Annotated in this window: 5 protein-coding genes; 1 reads left to right on the forward strand and 4 read right to left on the reverse strand. The window is 31.5% G+C overall.

Annotated features, from left to right (window positions below):
* Positions 1-113: 113 nt before the first annotated feature.
* Positions 114-1,502 carry a hypothetical protein gene (locus tag HXZ69_RS09925; RefSeq protein WP_257468169.1) on the forward strand — a complete coding sequence of 463 codons (1,389 nt, stop codon included), beginning with the start codon at positions 114-116 and terminating at the stop codon, positions 1,500-1,502.
* A gap of 32 nt (positions 1,503-1,534) precedes the next feature.
* On the opposite strand, the gene HXZ69_RS09930 is transcribed toward HXZ69_RS09925, so the two are convergent.
* The 4 genes from HXZ69_RS09930 to HXZ69_RS09945 form a co-directional block, all read right to left on the reverse strand.
* Positions 1,535-1,996, reverse strand: coding sequence for a hypothetical protein (locus tag HXZ69_RS09930; RefSeq protein ID WP_219034692.1), 462 nt, complete (start codon positions 1,994-1,996; stop codon positions 1,535-1,537).
* Between the two features lie 56 nt (positions 1,997-2,052).
* Entirely contained in the window at positions 2,053-2,511 is a 459-nt protein-coding gene (locus HXZ69_RS09935; protein ID WP_115001214.1) for a LexA family protein, read from the reverse strand.
* Positions 2,512-2,523: 12 nt separating this feature from the next.
* The gene (locus HXZ69_RS09940) at positions 2,524-3,858 is read right to left on the reverse strand and encodes a Y-family DNA polymerase (RefSeq protein ID WP_306459994.1); all 1,335 of its coding nucleotides are present in this window, start codon (positions 3,856-3,858) and stop codon (positions 2,524-2,526) included.
* A gap of 17 nt (positions 3,859-3,875) precedes the next feature.
* The coding region (locus tag HXZ69_RS09945; RefSeq protein ID WP_286495851.1) for a CC0125/CC1285 family lipoprotein at positions 3,876-4,292 on the reverse strand (417 nt) is incomplete at its 5' end.

Here is a 4,292-nt window from a genome sequence, read left to right on the forward strand (position 1 = left end):
ATTTTGTCCAACTATAGCTTGTATCCTACTAAAGTGGGTGGATATTTTATGCCCTAAATTTATTTAGGACGCTATTGCAATAAAACCTATTATTTGCTGTTTAAACTTATATAATGAATCATAATTTTATGAACGTAAAAACATTAATCGCCGGACTTGGTATTGCTTCTTTGATTGGTTTTCAATCTTGTCGCGATGATTTTGACTATGATCCAATTAGTTCTGAATTGCGCTTTAGCAAAGATACCGTTTCCGTAGATACCGTATATAATTTCTCTAAATCTGAAACCTATCTGCTTAAAATTTATAATCCTGAGAATGATGATCGCGTGATTCCAAAAATATATTTGACACGTGGAAATAATTCATTTTTCAATATAAATGTAGACGGAAAAGCAGGAACAAGTTTCGAAAATGTGCCGATTCGCAAAAAGGATAGTTTATTTATTTTTGTTGAAGTAAATGCTCAAGAAGCGCCTCTTAATCCGCTTTACGATGACGAAATTAACTTTAAAACAACCAATTCTTCTAAAAAAATCAAGTTACTTTCTTGGATAGAAAAAGCTAAAATTCATACAAAAGATGCTACAATTTCTTCTGCAAATTGGAATATGGACGAAGCCCAAGTAATTGACGGAAATTTAACTATTACAAGTGATTTAACAATTGATAAAGGTGCAAAAGTTTATTTCAAAAAAGGAGCAAGTTTAACAGTTGGAAACAATGCAAAACTTACTGTAAATGGAGCTTTGAATGAAGAAGTGAAATTTCGTTCAGCTCGTCATGATAATAAATACGATTCGATTCCTGATCAATGGAACAAAATCGAACTAGCTCCAAATAGTACATCAAAAATCAATTATGCAAAAATTATTGGTGCAGATACTGGTTTACACGTAAATAATTCGAAATTAGATATTAGTAATGCTAAAATTGTTAATAATCAATCGTATGGAATTTTAGCAACAAACGCTACAATTACAGGTTACAACTTGGTGATGAATAATAGTAATTTGGCAACTTTAGCAATAGAATATGGTGGTTCGTACGAATTTTATCATTCTACTTTTGCCAATTATTACAATTTTGCGACAAGTGCTGGTCCAGCTTATTCGCTTTTCTTGAGTAACGAAAACAATGATAAAAATGTTTCGGCTTTGACAAAAGCAACGTTCGGAAATTGTATTATATATAATGAACGCACGCCAAATGCTATTTTATTGGATAAAAAAGATGGTGCGGCTTTCAATTATTTATTTGACACCAATGTTATTCACAATGCGGATACTTCAGTATTAAATGTGACAACTGCGCCAAATTTCTTGGCAAGTATTACGTTAGATCCGATGTTTGAGAATACAAATTATTTCGCAAATAAATTAGCTGTGAAAAATGAATCACCTGCTAAAGGGAAAGGAAAAATATCTTTTGCGCAACAATATCCGTTAGATTATAACGGACAACCTCGAGGAACAACTCCTACAATTGGAGCATTTCAATAAAATAAATAAGGTCGAGTAAAACTCGACCTTATTTATTTATTATTTAACTGAACAGATACTTTTCCTTTAAAATCATCTCCTTTAAAATTGATTCTATAACTTTTATAAGATTCTAAATGAATAGATTCTTTTTTATTCATTTTTCCTTTCGAAGCACTACCTATTTGAGTTAATTCTTTTCCTGTATAATCTACAATCGAAAAATCCATTAAACCATTTTTTTGTTTCACTTCATAATCTAATTCAAGTTCTATATCTTGATTTGTTTTCAAGAAATAATAAACTTCTCCTTGCATTTGTGTAAAGTCCAAAACGATTTGATTATTATTTCGTCTAATCACTTTTGTTGCTGAATATGTTGTTCCTTCTGTTTTATAAATTCCATCAATACTCAAATATCTTGACGCATTCGTTGACACATTCGAAACAGTTGAAATTGTAATACAAGATTGCACCAACATCACTGCAAAACACAATAAAATAAATTTTCTCATAACATCATATCTTTACTATTAAGATGCATGTTTTATAAAAAAGTTACAACAAAGATTTAAATTCTATTCGTTATTTCTCGTACCAAAACACCAACAACTCCTAAAATAACCACCTCATCATTTTCGTGTATTTGAACACAATCTTTGTAATTTAGATTTATCGCAATCAGTTTATTGTTTATTTTATCAAAGCGTTTCAACGTATAATCTTCATTATTAACAGAAACAATAATATCATCGTGATGCAACGGAATAAGATCTGTCCGAATCACCAAAATATCATTTTTTTGATAAACAGGATACATCGAATCTCCACCAACGACAATCAAAAAAGTAGATTCGGGATGCGTTAAATAACGTTCGTCCAAACTTATTCTATCGTCCACAAAATCTTCTGCAGGTGAAGGAAATCCAGCATTTACATGACCAAAATTCGGAATATATTTTTTCTCACCATCTGTATTTATAACAAAAAGGTTGAGTTCTTTGTCTAACATTTTTATCTCTCCATTCATTTTTTCTATCGTTTAATACACCACCAACAAATCTTTCCACTTGGTTGTATAACAAGGTGATAAATTATTTTGACGCATTTTCCACGTTTTATTCAAATCTTGCGAAGCTAATTTTATTTTTGCCGCACCAAATTTTTTGTTCAACAAATCGATGACTTTCATCAAATCTGGGTGATTTGGATTTTCTTCTTCAAAAAGCGATAATTGTTTTTGATCTGACGAAACAATTCCAGACACCACTACTCCAGCCTTTTTGTACTCATAACCATCTTTATAAATTTGCTCAAACGCTTTAATTGCAAATTTGGACAACGTTATACTTGAATTCGATTCGTAAGGTAAATGGACCGAAATTGTACGGTAATATTGTGGTTTATTTCTATCAAAATTATTGGTCTGAATAAAAACTGTAACCAAATTGCAAGAAGAATTCTGTTTCCGAAGTTTCTCTGCACACGAAACCGCAAAAGTAGCAACACGCTCTTTTACATATTCAAAATCGTTGGTATATTCTTCAAAACTACGCGTCGTTGCAATACTTTTCTTTGCCGAAATCGCTTCTAAATCTAACACCGCTTCACCTAACAAATCTTTTTTCAAACGCAAACCTACTATCGAAAATTCTTTCCGAAGAAAATCATCTTTTAATTGTACAAAATCCAACGCTTTATTGACACCGATCATTCTCAAACGTCGCGACATTCGTCGACCAATTCCCCAAACATCTTCAATATTTAACCATTTTAACGCTTTATGGATTTGTTCTTGAGTCTGAATAATATAAACCCCTTGATGAACTTCTGGAAATTTTTTCGCAATATGATTCGCTAATTTCGCCAAGGATTTTGTTGGAGCAATTCCTACACAAACTGGCAATTTTGTAAATTGATATATTTTAGATTTGATTTCTAATCCGTAATTTTTCAAATCAAAACGATCAAATCCATTCAATTTTAAGAAACATTCGTCTATCGAATAAATTTCCTGATCAGGCGAATACAACGATAAAATCGACATTACACGATTGCTCATATCCGCATATAATTGATAATTTGACGAAAAAACTTTGATTTTTTTCTGTTCAAAAATACGTTGAAATTGATGCGCAGGCGCACCCATTGGAATTCCAGCTAACTTTGCTTCGGCAGAACGCGAAATTACACAACCATCATTATTAGACAATACTACAATTGGCTGATGAAGAAGCTTCGGTTGAAAAACACGATGGCAACTGGCGTAAAAATTATTACAATCTATCAATGCGAACATAATACAAAGTTGAGAAGTTAAAACGCCACATTGTGTCATCGAAAATGTTAAATTATTCAAAAATAAAAAACCACTCAAATGAGTGGTTTGTATTCTTATTTAATTTTATATTTTTTATGCAAATCTTTTATTACAACAGCTGGTTCATAAACCGTTTGAAATTTTATCGGTTTACTGTTTTTGAAATATTGTACTTTCAGCCACGTATCATTATTATCTAACTTTGTATAGCTGTTACTTTTTTCCAAAACTTTATCGTTCACCGTACTTAAAATTGCAAAATAATCAAAATTATTACGCTGACCAATTTCTGCTGCTCTCAACAAAGCATAGTCAAACGTTTTGTCTTTTTTATTGTATTCGTTTCCATCAAAACTAACAATATAGGTATCATTGTTCACCTTTTCTTCGGTATAACCGCCTGTACCATTATCTTTTTGGTATGCAACAGCCTTGCTGTTATGACAACTTGCTAAAGCAAAAATGAAAGCTCCAGCACATAAAATTTGAGT

It is taken from the genome of Empedobacter sp. R132-2, from assembly GCF_030324375.1.
Taxonomy (GTDB): Bacteria; Bacteroidota; Bacteroidia; order Flavobacteriales; family Weeksellaceae; genus Empedobacter; species Empedobacter falsenii_B.

What these genes read in the sequence shown, in the direction of transcription:
- HXZ69_RS09935 (WP_115001214.1), bottom strand. Translation starts at nt 2,511, where the DNA reads ATGAATGGAGAGATAAAAATGTTAGACAAAGAACTCAACCTTTTTGTT.
- HXZ69_RS09930 (WP_219034692.1), bottom strand. Translation starts at nt 1,996, where the DNA reads ATGAGAAAATTTATTTTATTGTGTTTTGCAGTGATGTTGGTGCAATCT.
- HXZ69_RS09925 (WP_257468169.1), top strand. Translation starts at nt 114, where the DNA reads ATGAATCATAATTTTATGAACGTAAAAACATTAATCGCCGGACTTGGT.